The following is a 14,328-nucleotide window of genomic DNA, read 5'->3' as shown; positions in this document are numbered from 1 at the left end:
ACAGGTGTGTGACTGGAGATTCTGATTTGCCCGGGAGAGTGTTATGAAACTGTTGGTCGTCGAAGATGAAGCGCTGTTGCGCCATCACCTGCAAACCCGCCTGACGGAAAGTGGCCACGTGGTCGAATCCGTGGCCAATGCCGAAGAGGCGTTGTACCAGACCGGACAGTTCAACTTTGACCTGGCGGTGATCGATCTCGGCCTGCCGGGCATGGGCGGTCTCGACCTGATTCGGCAGTTGCGCGCGGCCGGCAAGACCTTCCCGATCCTGATCCTCACCGCGCGCGGCAACTGGCAGGACAAGGTCGAAGGCCTCGCCGCCGGCGCCGACGATTACGTGGTCAAACCGTTCCAGTTCGAAGAACTCGAGGCGCGTCTGAATGCCTTGCTGCGTCGCTCCAGTGGTTTTACCCAGTCGACCATCGTCGCCGGCCCGCTGCTGCTTGACCTCAATCGCAAACAGGCAACCCTCGATGAGCAACCGCTGGCGCTGACGGCCTACGAGTACCGCATCCTCGAATACCTCATGCGCCATCACCAGCAAGTGGTGCCCAAGGATCGCTTGATGGAACAGCTCTACCCGGATGACGACGAGCGTGATCCGAATGTCATCGAAGTGCTGGTCGGCCGTCTGCGCCGCAAACTCGAAGGCCCGGCCGGGTTCAAGCCGATTGATACCGTGCGCGGTCTCGGCTACCTGTTCAATGAGCGCTGCACTTGATTCGCTCCCTTCGCGTTCGCTTGATGCTCGCCGCCACCACGTTGGCGGTGTTGTTCATGCTTGCCTTGCTGCCGGCGATGCAAGGCGCGTTCAGCCTTGCCTTGCAGGATTCGATTGAGCAGCGGCTGGCTTCGGACGTCACTACGCTGATCTCTGCCGCGCGCATCGAAAACGGCCGGCTGGTGATGCCCAATCAGTTGCCGGACGAGCGTTTCAACCTCACCGATTTCCGTTTGCTCGGCTACATCTACGACCGTGAAGGGCATCTGGTCTGGCGCTCGAAAGCCACCCAGGAAGAGCAGATCAACTACAAACCGCGTTATGACGGCCTCGGTAATGAGTTCGCGCGGATTCGTGAAACCAACGGCCAGGAATTCTTCGTCTACGACGTCGAAGTCAAACTGCTCGGCGGCAAAAGCGCGGCGTTCAGCATCGTCGCCCTGCAACCGGTGCGCGAGTACGAAACCACCCTCGAAGGCCTGCGTGAAAATCTCTATCTGGGCTTCGGTGCCGCGTTGCTGGTGCTGCTGGCACTGCTATGGATCGGCCTGACCTGGGGTCTCAAAGCCTTGCGCCGGCTCAGTCAGGAGCTCGACGAAATCGAAGGTGGCACCCGTGAGAGCCTCACCGAACAACATCCACGCGAACTGCTGCGCCTGACCGGCTCGCTCAACCGCTTGCTGCACAGTGAGCGCCAACAGCGCAGCCGCTATCGCGACTCTCTCGATGACTTGGCGCACAGCCTGAAAACCCCGTTGGCGGTGTTGCAAGGTGTCAGCGAAGACATGGCCCAGCGTCCTGAAGAACGCGATCAGGCCTGGGTGCTGCAAAGCCAGATCGAACGCATGAGCCAGCAGATCAGCTATCAACTGCAACGGGCCAGCTTGCGCAAAAGCGGACTGGTGCGACATCAGGTGCGCCTGCAACCGGTGCTCAAAAGCCTCTGCGACACCCTCGACAAGGTGTACCGCGACAAGCATGTGCGCGTGGCCTTTGATCTGCCCGAGCACTGCTATGTGCCGATCGAGCAAGGCGCGTTGCTGGAGATGATGGGCAACTTGCTGGAAAACGCCTATCGACTGTGTCTGGGCGAAGTGCGCATCAGCGTGCGCGAGACCCTGGCCGGAGTTGAACTGTGTGTCGAAGACGACGGCCCCGGTGTGCCGCCGGATCAGCGCGCGCGGATTCTCGAGCGTGGTGAACGACTGGATGCTCAGCATCCGGGGCAGGGGATCGGGCTGGCGGTGGTCAAGGACATTATTGAAAGCTACAGCGCCAAACTGGCCTTGGGTGATTCACCGATGGGCGGGGCGGCGTTCAGGATTCATTTTCCGGCGGTGTGATCGGGAGTTGCCCTCACCCCAGCCCTCTCCCAGAGGGAGAGGGGGCCGACCGAGGTGTCTGGCGTTATACATCGACCTGAAATAGCCAGTCGATTATGGATTCAAAAGCGAAGTTTCAGGCAGGCGTACTTCTTGAGCATCCCCCAATCAGTCCCCTCTCCCTTTGGGAGAGGGTTAGGGTGAGGGGCTTTTGATTTGGCGCTTCACTGCTCCTGCGCCCGATAAGCCCCCGGCGTCAGCCCCGTCCACTTCTTGAACGCCCGATGAAACGCCGACGGCTCCGAAAACCCGAGCTGTTCGGCAATCTGTTGCAGCGACAGATCCGCCCGCCCCAAATGATAAATGGCGATATCCCGCCGCAACTGATCCTTCAACTCCTGAAAACTCGTGCCTTCCTCACGCAAATGCCGGCGCAGCGTTTGCGGGCTGATGTGCAGATGCGCCGCGACCGCCTCCAGATCCGGCCAGTTCGCACTGTCGCGACTGAGCAAGCGGCGCAGGCGACTGCTCAGGCTGTCGCCATCATCGGGACGTGAGAGCAGATCGGCGGGGGAGCGTTCGAGGAAATGTTTGAGCGTGCGTTCGTCCTGCAACAGTGGCATAGACAGATAGCGGCTGTGGAATAAAAGGCTGCTTTGATCGGTGTCGAAGGTCAGCGGGCAGGGGAACAGCAGGTCATATTCAGCGCCGTGTTCGGGGCGCGGATAGCTGAAGGTCGCCTGTTCGAGACGAATCCGCTGGCCGATCAGCCAACTACCGAGGCGATGCCAGATCACCAGCAGACTCTCGGTGAGAAAGTGATCCGGGTCCCACATCTGCGAATCGTCGAGGCTCAAACGCACCCATTCGTCTTCACGCGTCAGGCTCAGGCGCGGGGCTTCGGGGAATAGGCTATAAAACAATAAACCGCGTTGCAGCGCTTTCTCCAGATTGCGGCAGTGGATCGAGGCGTGGCACATCATGGCGAAACTGCCGGGCTTGCTCGGGGCGTTGCCGAAACCCAGGTATTCGTCGTCCAGTGCCAGCCACAGGCCCTGAATCAACCGGGTAAATTGTTCCGGGGCAACGCGAGCGCGAGGCTCATCGAGCAATTCCGCGCTGATGCCCAGTTGCATCAGCAGGCCCGAGTAATCGAAGCCCATGCGGCGCGCGCCACCGAGGGCGGCACGGGCAAAATGACTGGCGATGGTGCGTTCGCGCATAAGCGGCAGATCCTTCCTCAGGCGCCGGATGTTAGCCGGCGGCTGGATGCGCCTACAAGGCGGATTTCCGCCAAATTGTAGGACGAGAAGCGGCGAGTTGGCGGAAATCCGCCACACTTGAGTAACCAAGCGGTGACATCCACTCACCTGTAATGCCTGATATCAAAAGGCTTGCAGCGATTCGCACCAAAGTGGCACGGCGTTTGCGATAAGAGCGACAGAAGCGTGCGTTTGTCCCGACCGGAAAACGCCGCTCCAACAACAAATCCCTCCAGTGCAGGAGGGTTCGCAATTCAGGTTTCGCGGTCAACAGATGGATGTTGTCACGCGGGACGCTTGAGGACACTTGCAATGACGACTCGTCAGCCACTGTACAAATCCCTGTATCTACAGGTGATCGTCGCAATCGTTATCGGTATCGCGCTCGGTCACTATTACCCGCAGTTCGGCGTGGCGGTAAAGCCGCTGGGTGACGGGTTCATCAAACTGATCAAAATGATCATCGCCCCGATCATCTTCTGCACCGTGGTCAGCGGCATCGCCGGCATGCAGAACATGAAGTCGGTCGGCAAGACCGGCGGTTACGCTCTTCTGTACTTTGAAATCGTTTCGACCATCGCTTTGCTGGTCGGTCTGGTTGTGGTCAACGTTGTGCAACCGGGCGCCGGCATGCACATCGACGTCGCCACCCTCGACGCTTCGAAAGTCGCTTCTTATGTAGCGGCCGGCGCTGACCAAAGCGTTGTCGGCTTCCTGCTCAACGTGATCCCGACCACCATCGTCGGCGCGTTCGCCACCGGTGACATCCTGCAAGTGCTGATGTTCTCGGTGATCTTCGGTTTCGCCCTGCATCGCCTGGGTGCCTACGGCAAGCCGATCCTCGACTTCATCGATCGCTTCGCCCACGTGATGTTCAACATCATCAACATGATCATGAAGCTCGCGCCAATCGGTGCCTTCGGTGCCATGGCCTTCACCATCGGTGCCTACGGTGTGGGTTCGCTGGTGCAGCTGGGTCAACTGATGATCTGCTTCTACATCACTTGCCTGGCGTTCATCCTCATCGTCCTCGGCGCCATCGCGCGCATGCACGGTTTCAGCGTGCTGAAGATGATCCGTTACATCCGTGAAGAGCTGCTGATCGTCCTCGGCACGTCCTCGTCGGAATCGGTACTGCCACGCATGCTGATCAAGATGGAGCGTCTGGGCGCGAAGAAATCGGTAGTGGGTCTGGTGATCCCGACCGGTTACTCGTTCAACCTCGACGGTACCGCGATCTACCTGACCATGGCTGCGGTGTTCATTGCCCAGGCGACTGACACGCACATGGACATCACTCACCAGATCACTCTGCTGGTGGTGTTGCTACTGTCCTCCAAAGGCGCAGCCGGCGTGACCGGTTCGGGCTTCATCGTGCTGGCAGCGACTCTGTCGGCGGTCGGTCACCTGCCGGTGGCCGGTCTGGCGCTGATCCTCGGTATCGACCGCTTCATGTCCGAAGCCCGCGCACTGACCAACCTGGTCGGTAACGCTGTGGCGACCATCGTGGTTGCCAAGTGGGTGAAAGAGCTGGACACCGACGTGCTGGATGCCGAACTGGCTTCGGGCGGTCGCGGTATCGCTGATACCCGTCCTGAAGATGACCTGGGTGTGGCTGAAGGCCCAACCCCGAGCAGCGTCAAGTAATACTCGCTGTATGAAAAACCCGCTTCGGCGGGTTTTTTCTTGCCTGCGATTTGAGCGTAACGGTCACACCCGCTGACATTTCCGGTGATTGCCGTACGCGGTATCGCTGCCTAGGCTGAGTGCATCGCCCAAGGAGTTCGCCCATGTCCGCACCGCTGGCCTCACTGAAGATCCTCGATTTCTCGACGCTGCTGCCGGGGCCGTTTGCCTCGTTGTTGCTGGCGGACATGGGCGCTGAAGTGCTGCGCATCGAGTCGCCGACGCGCCTGGATCTGCTGCGGGTGTTGCCGCCGCATGATGGCGGAATATCGGCCAGTCATGCCTACCTCAATCGCAACAAACGCAGCCTGGCGCTGGACCTCAAGCAACCCGAGGCGCTGGACGTGGTCAAGCAATTGCTGGCCGATTACGACATCGTCCTCGAGCAGTTTCGCCCCGGTGTCATGGAGCGTTTGGGCCTGGGCTATGAAGCGCTGAAGGCGATCAATCCAAAGTTGATTTACGTGTCGATTACCGGTTACGGCCAGACCGGGCCGTACAAGGATCGCGCCGGGCATGACATCAACTATCTGGCGCTGGCGGGCCTTTCCAGCTACACCGGCCGCGCCGACAGCGGGCCGTTGCCGCTGGGCATGCAGGTGGCGGATGTTGCGGGTGGTTCATTGCATGGGGTGATCGGGTTGTTGGCGGCGGTGATTGCGCGTCAGCAAACCGGGCAGGGCACGCATCTGGATGTGAGCATGACCGATTGCGCGTTCAGTCTGAATGCGATGGCCGGTGCCGGTTATCTGGCGTGCGGTGAAGAGCCTGAATGGGAAGACCAGATGCTCAATGGTGGAAGTTTTTACGACTACTACCGCTCTCGCGATGGGCGCTGGATGTCGGTGGGCAGTCTGGAGCCGGGTTTCATGCAGCAATTGTGTGCGGCGCTGGGCCGGCCGGAGTTGGCGGCGCAGGGTTTGTCGCCCAAGCCTGAACAGCAGCGGGCATTGAAATACGCGCTGACGGTCGAGTTCGAAAAGCATGACTTTGCGCAGTTGTGCGAGTTGTTTGCCGGGATCGATGCGTGTGTCGAGCCGGTGTTGAGCCTGAGTGAGGCGGTGCGCCATCCGCAGTTGCAGGCTCGGGAGTTGGTGACGCAGGTGCCGCGCGGGGATGGCACGACGCAGGCGCAGATCGCCTGTCCGTTGAAGTTTTCCGAGGCGTTGCCGGCGCCGCGGCATGTTGGCGCGGTGTTGGGGCAGCATACGGATCAGGTGTTGGGGGAGTTGGGGTTGAGTCCTTCGAAAATTGAAGAGCTGCGCCGGGCCAAAGTCATTCTTTAGTGCCTGTTCTGGCCTCATCGCTGGCAAGCCAGCTCCCACAGTTTTCGAGGTGTCCCCAGATTCTGTGTACGACAACAAAACCTGTGGGAGCTGGCTTGCCAGCGATGGGGCCAGTCAGGGCAACACAACACTGACTATTCGACGCGCATCTCGCCACTGAACACCAAGGTATTGCGGCAACGGCGACACAAATACCGCCGCCCCTGCCGCACCAGGCCATGGCGCTGCGCCGAAAACGGGAAATCGCTGTCGGCGCACGGGCATTTGTAGATATAGCGGGTCACGCTGCGGCGCTTGATTGCATAGGTGTGGCAGCGATCCGGCGGCAGTTCGTAAACCCCGCGCATGATCAGTTGCCATTCCTCGCCATGGGGCTGGATGCGGTCGCCAAACAACTGATGGGCGATCAGGTGAGCGACTTCGTGGGCCACGGTCTGCTTGAGGAAGTGTTCGGTGTTTTCCCGGTACAGCTGCGGATTGAAGCGCAGCAGGTTCTCGTGCAGATGCGCGACACCGGCTTTTTGCCCGCGCAGCTTGAGACTGACGACTGGGCGTGGGAAAGAACGTTTGAAAAAGGATTCAGCGAGTTGGTAACAATCTTCGACGCGGGTATTGAGTTGCTCGGGCATGCTTGATGGATCTCCAGAGGCGTCGAGTATGCCGCAACCCTGTGCGCTTGCGAATCGCCAAGCTGCCGAATGGTCATCCTCCAAACGACAAGGCCGCCTTGCGGCGGCCTGTATTCAGCCTTTCGAGTCAGTTCGTATAAACGGGACCTACGCCCAGCCCCCAGACAATCACGGTGAACGCCATGATGGCCACCAGCACCACCAGACCCACCGCCAGTACCGAGCTTGAGAACAGAAAACCTTCGTCCGACGGAATATTCATGAACGTCGGCAGCCCCACATACAGCAGATAAACCGTATAACAGATAGCCGCCGTGCCGACGATCATCCCCAGCCACATATGCGGATACAGCGCTGCCAGCCCGCCGACGAACAACGGTGTCGCGGTGTAGGTGGCGAAGGCCACGCAACGGGCCAGGCTTGGATTGGCGTCATAGGTGCGGGCCATCCAGTGCACAAAAGCACCCATGACCGCGACCCCGCCCAACATGGCCAGATACGACATGACCGTCATCCAGATCGCGCTTTCGACGGTGAGCATCACCGGTGCGCGGTTGCCGATCACCCAGCCGACCTGAGTGGTGCCGATAAACGCCGAGACAGCGGGGATCGCCGCCAGAATCAGCGTGTGGGTGAGGTACATGTGGCTGATGCTTTCCTCTTGGTCGCCACGGATTTCCTTCCATTCCTGATCGGGGTGGGTAAAAAGTCCCACTACGTGATGGATCATGCCAGTCACTCCTCTTGTTATTGCCATCGCCCCCCAACGGAGCGCCTACGGGCCAAGGTGGCCGAGCAAATACAGGTCTTCAGATTGTGTGCGACCTTATGTCGCAGTATAGAAAGGTCTTACCCGCACAGGTATTAGGGGCTTAGAGCAAATCGCGCTGTAAACAGGGCGGGTAATCGCCTTGGGGTCTGTAAAAACGTCGCTGCCTGACGACGACAACCTGTGCCCACAACCCCGGGGTTTTTGCGTAAAATGCCGGCCTTTCGTCACATCTCACGGATTTCGCGTCATGGGCACTCTTACGGTCAACCAGAACAAACTGCAAAAGCGCCTGCGCCGCCTGGCCGGCGAAGCGGTCGCCGATTTCAACATGATTGAAGACGGCGACAAGGTCATGGTCTGCCTGTCCGGGGGCAAGGACAGCTACACCATGCTCGACGTGCTGCTGCACCTGCAGAAGGTTGCACCGATCAAGTTCGAGATCGTCGCGGTGAACATGGACCAGAAACAACCGGGCTTCCCCGAACACGTGCTGCCGGCCTATCTGAAAGAACTGGGCGTCGAGTACCACATCGTCGAGAAAGATACCTATTCGGTGGTCAAGGAGCTGATCCCGGAAGGCAAGACCACTTGCTCGTTGTGCTCGCGCCTGCGTCGCGGCACGCTGTACACCTTTGCCGATGAAATCGGCGCGACCAAGATGGCCCTCGGTCACCACCGCGACGACATCGTCGAGACGTTCTTCCTCAACATGTTCTTCAACGGTTCGCTTAAAGCCATGCCGCCGAAGCTGCGTGCCGATGACGGTCGCAACGTGGTGATTCGTCCGCTGGCGTACTGCAACGAGAAAGACATTCAGGCGTACTCGGATTTGAAAGCGTTCCCGATCATCCCGTGCAACCTCTGCGGTTCGCAGGAAAACCTGCAGCGTCAGGTGGTCAAGGAAATGCTGCAGGACTGGGAACGCAAAACCCCGGGCCGCACCGAAAGCATCTTCCGCAGTCTGCAGAACGTGATCCCGTCGCAACTGGCCGACCGCAACCTGTTCGACTTCACCAGCCTGAAGATCGACGAGACAGCGGCTTCGCGCTTCGTCAACGTCGTCAATCTGTAAATCCATTTCAAATGTGGGAGCGAGCCTGCTCGCGAAGAGGGAGTCTCAGTCAACAAATCAGTTGAATGACACACCGCTTTCGCGAGCAGGCTCGCTCCCACATTGGTTTCTTCGCTTCATTCAATAGGAGAGGGCATGCGCGATTACAAGTGGCTGCACGAATACTGTCTGAACCGCTTCGGTTCGGCGGCTGAACTGGAAGCCCATCTGCCCGTCCCCAAGACTCCCGCACAACTGCGCAAGATCAGCGACGACCGCTACCTCTCGACCATGGCTTTGCGCGTATTTCGCGCCGGCCTCAAGCACAGTCTGGTCGACGCCAAGTGGCTGGCTTTCGAAGAAGTGTTCTTCAAGTTCGACCCGGAAAAAGTCGTGCTGATGAGTGCCGAACATCTCGAACGCCTGATGCAGGACGCGCGAATCATCCGTCACCTTGGCAAGCTCAAGAGCGTGCCGCGCAATGCGCAGTTCATTCTCGATGTGGAGAAGGAGAAGGGCAGTTTCGGGGCTTTGATTGCCGACTGGCCGGTGACCGATATCGTCGGTCTGTGGACGTACCTGAAAAAGCACGGCCATCAATTGGGCGGGCTGTCGGCGCCACGCTTTTTGCGCATGGTCGGCAAGGATACGTTCGTGCCGAGCTACGACGTGGTCGCGGCGCTGAATGCACAGAAGATCGTCGACAAAGTGCCGACCAGTCTGCGTGATCTGGCGATTGTGCAGGATGTGTTCAACCAGTGGCATGAACAGAGCGGCGGACGGGCGATGAGTCAGATTTCGATGATGCTCGCGTACACCGTCAACCATTGAGTCAATCCGATCGTTCCCATGCTCCGCGGGGAATGCCGCCCGGGACGCTCCGCGTCCCTGAGACGCAGAGCGTCTCTGGATGCATTCCCACGCAGAGCGTGGGAACGATCGAATGTAGGAGCTGCCGAAGGCTGCGATCTTTTTCTATCAGGCGACGGAGATTTCGCCTTCACCCGCCAATTTGCGATTCAACTGATACCGCCACCGCACATACAACAGCGCCGAGCAGAACACCGCCAGGCTCGCGACCATCTCCAGCACGCCAAACAACTGTCGGTTCGGGTCATACGCCGCCAGTGCGCCTTTGATGAAATACAGATTCACCACAAAACACATCCACGAATGCCCACGGGCGCTGCCCATGATCATCGCCGGTGCGAGAACGATCCACGGGATCAGCTCGACCAGCAGAATCACCCACGGCCGCGCACCGTGCAGATCGGCGAACAGCAGGTAGTAGGCTGCGAGCAAACCGGCGAGGGCGAAAAAACTCAGCAGACTGAGCATCCGCATCGCCTTCACTCGCGGCTCAAGCCACTCGACACTCGGCAGAATCTTCGGCTTCTTCGCCATCTCAGCCCACCAGTTTCTGAGCGGTTTTGGCCAGCCGCAGACCCAATGCACGACACAGCGTCACTTCATGCTGATCAAGGCCTTTTTTACCGTCAGCCCCGGCATGATGGCTGGCACCGTAAGGCGTACCGCCGCCCTGGGTTTCCAGCAACGCCGACTCGCTGTACGGCAGGCCGGTGATGAGCATGCCGTGGTGCAACAGCGGCAGCATCATCGACAGCAGGGTGGTTTCCTGACCGCCATGCAGGCTGGCGGTGGAGGTGAACACGCCGGCCGGTTTGCCGACGAGCGCGCCGGTCAGCCACAGGTTGCTGGTGCCGTCGAGGAAGTACTTCAGCGGTGCGGCCATGTTGCCGAAACGCGTCGGGCTGCCGAGGGCCAGGCCAGCGCAGTTCTTCAGATCATCCAGGGTCGCGTACAGCGCGCCTTCATCCGGGATATCCGAAGCCACGGCTTCGCATTCGGTGGAGATCGCCGGCACGGTGCGCAGGCGCGCTTCGAGGCCGGCCTGTTCGACACCACGGGCAATCTGCCGGGCCATCTCGTTGGTCGAGCCGCTGCGGCTGTAATACAGCACCAGAATGTACGGCGCGCTCACGGCAACAACTCCAAAACATTTTCCGGCGGACGACCGATGACGGCTTTGTCGCCGACTTCAAGAATCGGTCGCTCCATCAGTTTTGGATGCTGAGCAATGGCGTCGATCAATTGCGCTTCGCTGAGGCTTTCGTCCGCCAGCTGAAGCATTTTGTATTCATCTTCCCCGCTGCGCAGCAACTGACGCGCGCTGATCCCCAGCTTGCCGAGCAGGGCCTTGAGTTGCGCCGCATTCAGCGGGGTTTCGAGGTAACGCACGACGTTCGGGGTCAGGCCGCGGGCTTCAAGAAGCTCCAGCGCGCTGCGGGATTTCGAGCAGCGCGGATTGTGATAAAGCGTCAGATCGGTCATGGCGGGTCGCTTCTGGCGTAAAGTGGCGGCTATTCTAACTGTGCAGCGCGCAATCCAGAACCTTCGGAGGCAATGGGTCGCAGGCGCCTTCAAATTTTCACAAGGAACATGACATGACACGGCGATTGGCAGCGGCATTGACGATAATCGGGGCGTTGATGCTGGGGGGCTGCGGCAACGACTACGGCATTGACCAGAACGGTCAGAAGGTAGCGTCGGAGCGTCTGGACAAACAATGGGTGGTGCTCAATTACTGGGCCGAATGGTGCGGCCCGTGCCGGACCGAGATCCCGGAACTCAACCATTTGGCTGATGAGTTGAAGAGCAAGAACGTTGGCGTGTTCGGGGTCAACTTCGACAACGTGCAGGGTGTGGAACTGAAAGACGCCAGCGAAAAGCTCGGCATCAAGTTCACCGTGCTGGCGCAGGATCCGGCGGAGTTGTTCGAGTTGCCACGCAGTGAGGCACTGCCGGTGACGTACATCATCGACAACAAAGGCAAGGTGCGTGAGCAGTTGATGGGGGAGCAGACGGCGGCGGGGGTGATGGCCAAGCTTGAGGCTCTGCAGGCGACCAAGTAACGTCAAAAGCCCCTCACCCCAGCCCTCTCCCAGAGGGAGAGGGAGCCGACCGAGGTGTCTGGCGAGGTACATCGACCTGAAAAAACCAGTCGATTATGGATTCACCAAAGCCAGATCCAGTCGATTATGGATTCAGTTGCACTCGTTCAGGTCGGCGTACCTCTCCAATATCCCTCAATCAGTCCCCTCTCCCTCTGGGAGAGGGTTAGGGTGAGGGCTTTTTAACCCTCTTCGAGCCACCAACGCAAAGGCTTGCCTTCAGCCGGCCAGAAGCGCATCTGCTCGATCGGCGAGATGTCCCAGCGCTGGACGTGCTCCAGCGCCTGCAGGAAGCGTTGCTCCTGCTCCATCAATGCCGGTGCACAGAGCTTGCGGGTCTTGCCGATTTTGCCGAAGGTCAGCTTGTCACCTTCCAGCGTGTACGGCGCGAACCAATGGTTGCAGCCACCGTTGCCGTAGGCGCGGCCGTCATCGCCCAGGGTCACGGTCAGGTGGCTGTAATCCATCAGCGGCCGCTCGCCGATCCACTCCAGAATGTAGCTGCGGTTCTGTTGCAGTTGCACAGGTTCTGCCGCGCACCCCACCAGACCCACACCGACCATAGCGGTCAGGGCAAAGCGTTTCATCACGCAGGCTCCTGGCATTTCGGGCACAGGTGCTTGTCGCCAACGGCTTTCCAGCCCAACTCGGCGATGCGCGCGGTGGCCGCCGGTTTCTCGGCGGCTTTGCCCAGTTTGGCGTCCACGGCGAATTCGAAGCTCAGTTCTTTGGCGCAGCTGTCGCAGTTGACCTGCCAGGTGTGGATCGCCAGTTCACCGAACACCGGGCCGGTGGTCATCGCGGTCCATTGGCCCGGCGGATTGATCAGGTGGCGGACGGTTTCAACGGTCAGGCGCATGGACAAGTCCTTGCTGCCTTTGAGGGTGACCAACAGGGCGTCACCGATGCGAATCGAACCACCATTGCCGGTGACCTGATAGCGGCCCGGAACGAGGGCGCGGCATTCGGTGAGGGTGTGTTGCGGGTTCATCAGGGTGTAGCGGAAATCGTGTTCGACCATGGGTCCTCCAAATATGCGCGACATGCTAGCACGGGCTTGATTGCAGAATGATGCGCGCGTGCGACCTTCGATCCGGTTCAAATGCGGCGACGCTCATGGCAAACTGCCGGCCTCGACTCTGAAGGAACGGAACATGGCGCTGATCGAATGTTATGAATGCAAGAAGAGCATCAGCTCCGAGGCCAATGCGTGCATTCATTGTGGGGCCCCGATGGCGGAGCAAATCGCTCACGCCGAGGCGCAGACAGTCGCGGCACCGGCTCAGCCTGCGACGATTTCTTTCGGCAGTCTGCCGCGTAACAAGACTGTGCCCGAGGCCATTGCACCGGCACCTGAACCGCAGCCGTTACCGAAAGTCATGCCGGCCGCCGCGCGGCGTCGGCGCCAGCCGCCAGCTGAACAACCGGCTACCAAGCAGACCAGCACCGATGGCAGTCGTCCGGTGGAAGGCTGGCTGAAGATCATGATCTTCCTGCTGCCGATGTTTTTCGTCTGGTTCCTGCTGCGCAATGGCCATTCGATGAAGCAGCGCTTTTTTGGCTTCGGCTGGCTGGCGATGCTGATTCTGGCGTCCTCGCTCTCACCGAAATAAGCCGATAACCGTCAACCCTCGACCTGGTTCTGTGGCGCTCCAGCCGCCCAGGTCGCGATGTTGTGCAAAGTGGTCGCGGCAATCGCACCCAGTGCTTCACGCGTCAGAAAGGCCTGATGCGCAGTAATGATCACGTTGGGAAAAGTCAGCAATCGCGCCAGCACATCATCCTGCAAGGGCAGGTCGGAGCGATCCTCGAAAAACAGTTGCGCCTCTTCTTCATAGACATCCAGACCTAGATAGCCGAGTTGGCCGTCCTTCAAGGCGTCAATCAATGCCGGGGTATCGACCAGACCGCCGCGACCGGTATTGATCAGCATGCTGCCCGCCTGCATGTGCGCCAGTGAATCGCGGTTGATCAAGTGTTTGCTCTGCTCGTTGAGCGGGCAGTGCAGGCTGATGATCCGCGACTGCGCAAGCAGTTCGGGCAGGCTCAGATAGTGCGCACCCAAGGCGAGAACTTCCGGGTTCGGAAAGGGATCGTAGGCCAGCAGTTCACAGCCGAAACCGTGCATGATTTTCGCGAAGGTCGCGCCGATCTGCCCGGTGCCGACGATCCCCACGGTCTTGCCGACCAGATCGAAACCGGTTAATCCATGCAGGCTGAAATCGCCTTCACGGGTGCGGTTGTAGGCGCGGTGCAGACGACGGTTGAGGGCGAGGATCAGCGCCACGGCGTGTTCGGCCACCGCATGTGGCGAGTAGGCCGGTACGCGCACCACGGCCAGTCCGAGACGTTTCGCTGCGGCCAGATCGACATGGTTGTAACCCGCCGAGCGCAGGGCAATCAAGCGCGTGCCACCCGCGGCCAGGCGCTCCAGCACCGCAGCGCTGAGGTCATCATTGATGAACGCGCAGACCACTTCATGTTTATCGGCCAGGGCCGCCGTATCGAGGCTGAGCCGGGCCGGTTGAAAGTGCAGCTCGATACCTGCCGGGCAATCGGCGGCGAGGAAGCTGTCGCGGTCATAGGTCTGGCTACTGAAAACAAGCGTGCGCATGAAATCCTCCTGG

At 59.8% G+C, this 14,328-nt stretch carries 17 protein-coding genes; 8 read left to right on the top strand and 9 right to left on the bottom strand.

Annotated elements, in window-relative coordinates:
- The first annotated feature begins 43 nt into the window (after positions 1 to 43).
- Together RMV17_RS22040 and RMV17_RS22035 are read left to right on the top strand one after the other, a co-directional pair.
- Complete coding sequence (locus tag RMV17_RS22040) at positions 44 to 721, top strand: response regulator transcription factor (protein ID WP_034155795.1); 678 nt, start codon at positions 44 to 46, stop codon at positions 719 to 721.
- Entirely contained in the window at positions 718 to 2,064 is a 1,347-nt protein-coding gene (locus tag RMV17_RS22035; RefSeq protein WP_034155796.1) for an ATP-binding protein, read from the top strand. Before RMV17_RS22040 ends, RMV17_RS22035 begins: the two co-directional genes overlap by 4 nt.
- A gap of 203 nt (positions 2,065 to 2,267) precedes the next feature.
- Here the strand turns inward: RMV17_RS22035 and RMV17_RS22030 are convergent, their stop codons facing one another.
- A complete protein-coding gene (locus tag RMV17_RS22030; RefSeq protein ID WP_311882544.1) occupies positions 2,268 to 3,266 on the bottom strand; it encodes an AraC family transcriptional regulator in 999 nt (332 codons plus the stop codon).
- 351 nt (positions 3,267 to 3,617) lie between these two features.
- Between RMV17_RS22030 and RMV17_RS22025 the strand changes: the two genes are divergently transcribed.
- On the top strand, positions 3,618 to 4,952 hold the full coding sequence (locus RMV17_RS22025; protein WP_034155798.1) for a dicarboxylate/amino acid:cation symporter: 1,335 nt from the start codon (positions 3,618 to 3,620) through the stop codon (positions 4,950 to 4,952).
- Between the two features lie 143 nt (positions 4,953 to 5,095).
- On the top strand, positions 5,096 to 6,277 hold the full coding sequence (locus tag RMV17_RS22020; RefSeq protein ID WP_311882542.1) for a CaiB/BaiF CoA-transferase family protein: 1,182 nt from the start codon (positions 5,096 to 5,098) through the stop codon (positions 6,275 to 6,277).
- A gap of 134 nt (positions 6,278 to 6,411) precedes the next feature.
- Here the strand turns inward: RMV17_RS22020 and RMV17_RS22015 are convergent, their stop codons facing one another.
- Both RMV17_RS22015 and RMV17_RS22010 read right to left on the bottom strand, forming a co-directional pair.
- The gene (locus RMV17_RS22015) at positions 6,412 to 6,906 is read right to left on the bottom strand and encodes a SprT family zinc-dependent metalloprotease (RefSeq protein WP_034155800.1); all 495 of its coding nucleotides are present in this window, start codon (positions 6,904 to 6,906) and stop codon (positions 6,412 to 6,414) included.
- Between the two features lie 127 nt (positions 6,907 to 7,033).
- Positions 7,034 to 7,636 (bottom strand): Yip1 family protein, encoded by a 603-nt coding sequence (locus RMV17_RS22010; protein WP_007917515.1) that lies wholly within the window; start codon positions 7,634 to 7,636, stop codon positions 7,034 to 7,036.
- A gap of 289 nt (positions 7,637 to 7,925) precedes the next feature.
- On the opposite strand from RMV17_RS22010, the gene ttcA reads away from it, so the two are divergent.
- Entirely contained in the window at positions 7,926 to 8,750 is an 825-nt protein-coding gene (ttcA, locus tag RMV17_RS22005; protein ID WP_108226360.1) for a tRNA 2-thiocytidine(32) synthetase TtcA, read from the top strand.
- 135 nt (positions 8,751 to 8,885) lie between these two features.
- Entirely contained in the window at positions 8,886 to 9,560 is a 675-nt protein-coding gene (locus RMV17_RS22000) for a DNA-3-methyladenine glycosylase I (RefSeq protein ID WP_311882539.1), read from the top strand.
- 147 nt (positions 9,561 to 9,707) lie between these two features.
- On the opposite strand, the gene RMV17_RS21995 is transcribed toward RMV17_RS22000, so the two are convergent.
- Genes RMV17_RS21995 through arsC form a run of 3 tightly spaced genes read right to left on the bottom strand, consistent with a single transcriptional unit; the run spans position 9,708 to position 11,081 of the window.
- Complete coding sequence (locus RMV17_RS21995; protein WP_311882538.1) at positions 9,708 to 10,133, bottom strand: DUF2069 domain-containing protein; 426 nt, start codon at positions 10,131 to 10,133, stop codon at positions 9,708 to 9,710.
- A 1-nt stretch (position 10,134) separates the two neighbouring features.
- Positions 10,135 to 10,731: an NAD(P)H:quinone oxidoreductase gene (wrbA, locus tag RMV17_RS21990; RefSeq protein WP_311882535.1), complete on the bottom strand. Its 597-nt coding sequence runs from the start codon at positions 10,729 to 10,731 to the stop codon at positions 10,135 to 10,137.
- On the bottom strand, positions 10,728 to 11,081 hold the full coding sequence (gene arsC / locus RMV17_RS21985) for an arsenate reductase (glutaredoxin) (RefSeq protein WP_311882533.1): 354 nt from the start codon (positions 11,079 to 11,081) through the stop codon (positions 10,728 to 10,730). The genes wrbA and arsC overlap by 4 nt, the downstream gene beginning before the upstream one ends.
- A gap of 113 nt (positions 11,082 to 11,194) precedes the next feature.
- Between arsC and RMV17_RS21980 the strand changes: the two genes are divergently transcribed.
- Complete coding sequence (locus RMV17_RS21980) at positions 11,195 to 11,662, top strand: TlpA disulfide reductase family protein (RefSeq protein ID WP_007917494.1); 468 nt, start codon at positions 11,195 to 11,197, stop codon at positions 11,660 to 11,662.
- Positions 11,663 to 11,883: 221 nt separating this feature from the next.
- Here RMV17_RS21980 and RMV17_RS21975 read toward each other — a convergent pair whose 3' ends face one another.
- Positions 11,884 to 12,288, bottom strand: coding sequence for an META domain-containing protein (locus RMV17_RS21975; protein ID WP_034155805.1), 405 nt, complete (start codon positions 12,286 to 12,288; stop codon positions 11,884 to 11,886).
- Positions 12,288 to 12,722 carry a hypothetical protein gene (locus RMV17_RS21970; RefSeq protein WP_093442198.1) on the bottom strand — a complete coding sequence of 145 codons (435 nt, stop codon included), beginning with the start codon at positions 12,720 to 12,722 and terminating at the stop codon, positions 12,288 to 12,290. The genes RMV17_RS21975 and RMV17_RS21970 overlap by 1 nt, the downstream gene beginning before the upstream one ends.
- Positions 12,723 to 12,855: 133 nt before the next feature.
- On the opposite strand from RMV17_RS21970, the gene RMV17_RS21965 reads away from it, so the two are divergent.
- On the top strand, positions 12,856 to 13,314 hold the full coding sequence (locus RMV17_RS21965; protein ID WP_311882528.1) for a hypothetical protein: 459 nt from the start codon (positions 12,856 to 12,858) through the stop codon (positions 13,312 to 13,314).
- Positions 13,315 to 13,325: 11 nt separating this feature from the next.
- Here RMV17_RS21965 and RMV17_RS21960 read toward each other — a convergent pair whose 3' ends face one another.
- Positions 13,326 to 14,315, bottom strand: a complete 990-nt coding sequence (locus tag RMV17_RS21960; RefSeq protein WP_311882526.1) for a 2-hydroxyacid dehydrogenase — start codon at positions 14,313 to 14,315, stop codon at positions 13,326 to 13,328.
- Between the last annotated feature and the right edge of the window lie 13 nt (positions 14,316 to 14,328).

It is taken from the genome of Pseudomonas sp. VD-NE ins (genome assembly GCF_031882575.1).
Lineage (GTDB): Bacteria > Pseudomonadota > Gammaproteobacteria > Pseudomonadales > Pseudomonadaceae > Aquipseudomonas > Aquipseudomonas fluorescens_BZ.
This window is presented reverse-complemented; position numbering and strand designations above follow the sequence as displayed.

Coding starts and splice junctions, on each gene's coding strand:
- RMV17_RS21995 (WP_311882538.1), bottom strand. CDS start 10,133: ATGGCGAAGAAGCCGAAGATTCTGCCGAGTGTCGAGTGGCTTGAGCCG.
- ttcA (WP_108226360.1), top strand. CDS start 7,926: ATGGGCACTCTTACGGTCAACCAGAACAAACTGCAAAAGCGCCTGCGC.
- RMV17_RS22030 (WP_311882544.1), bottom strand. CDS start 3,266: ATGCGCGAACGCACCATCGCCAGTCATTTTGCCCGTGCCGCCCTCGGT.
- RMV17_RS22015 (WP_034155800.1), bottom strand. CDS start 6,906: ATGCCCGAGCAACTCAATACCCGCGTCGAAGATTGTTACCAACTCGCT.
- RMV17_RS22040 (WP_034155795.1), top strand. CDS start 44: ATGAAACTGTTGGTCGTCGAAGATGAAGCGCTGTTGCGCCATCACCTG.
- RMV17_RS21975 (WP_034155805.1), bottom strand. CDS start 12,288: ATGAAACGCTTTGCCCTGACCGCTATGGTCGGTGTGGGTCTGGTGGGG.
- RMV17_RS21965 (WP_311882528.1), top strand. CDS start 12,856: ATGGCGCTGATCGAATGTTATGAATGCAAGAAGAGCATCAGCTCCGAG.
- RMV17_RS22000 (WP_311882539.1), top strand. CDS start 8,886: ATGCGCGATTACAAGTGGCTGCACGAATACTGTCTGAACCGCTTCGGT.
- RMV17_RS22010 (WP_007917515.1), bottom strand. CDS start 7,636: ATGATCCATCACGTAGTGGGACTTTTTACCCACCCCGATCAGGAATGG.
- arsC (WP_311882533.1), bottom strand. CDS start 11,081: ATGACCGATCTGACGCTTTATCACAATCCGCGCTGCTCGAAATCCCGC.
- RMV17_RS22020 (WP_311882542.1), top strand. CDS start 5,096: ATGTCCGCACCGCTGGCCTCACTGAAGATCCTCGATTTCTCGACGCTG.
- RMV17_RS21980 (WP_007917494.1), top strand. CDS start 11,195: ATGACACGGCGATTGGCAGCGGCATTGACGATAATCGGGGCGTTGATG.
- RMV17_RS21970 (WP_093442198.1), bottom strand. CDS start 12,722: ATGGTCGAACACGATTTCCGCTACACCCTGATGAACCCGCAACACACC.
- RMV17_RS21960 (WP_311882526.1), bottom strand. CDS start 14,315: ATGCGCACGCTTGTTTTCAGTAGCCAGACCTATGACCGCGACAGCTTC.
- RMV17_RS22025 (WP_034155798.1), top strand. CDS start 3,618: ATGACGACTCGTCAGCCACTGTACAAATCCCTGTATCTACAGGTGATC.